This window comes from Pseudomonas sp. DE0010 (assembly GCF_007680745.1).
Classification (GTDB): domain Bacteria; phylum Pseudomonadota; class Gammaproteobacteria; order Pseudomonadales; family Pseudomonadaceae; genus Aquipseudomonas; species Aquipseudomonas parafulva_B.
Genome location: NZ_VEJQ01000275.1, coordinates 1 through 243 on the forward strand (window position 1 = coordinate 1; position 243 = coordinate 243).

1 protein-coding gene is annotated in these 243 nt (G+C 60.1%); it reads right to left on the reverse strand.

Going from position 1 to position 243, the window contains the following annotated elements:
• Position 1: 1 nt before the first annotated feature.
• Positions 2-243, reverse strand: a 242-nt coding sequence (locus tag FS767_RS22520; RefSeq protein WP_144968296.1) for a DUF2797 domain-containing protein, incomplete at its 5' end; no start/stop codon positions are given.

A 243-nucleotide genomic window follows, 5' to 3' on the forward strand; every position in this document is an offset into this window, starting at 1 on the left:
CTTACATCTCTGCTGCGGAGGCGGACACGGCCAGCTGATAGGCCGTGTACTTGCGAATGTTGATCACGCCGGTATCGAACATCAGGTATTGACCCTTGATGCCCAGCAGCGTGCCTTCCACCACGGGGGTCTTTTCCAGGTCGTGGCTGACCACCTTGGTGGGATAGACCGTCACCGGATAATGGATCTCGATGGGCGCCATGTCGACCACCGGCTGGATCGCCTGCAGACCGAAGCGGCCCT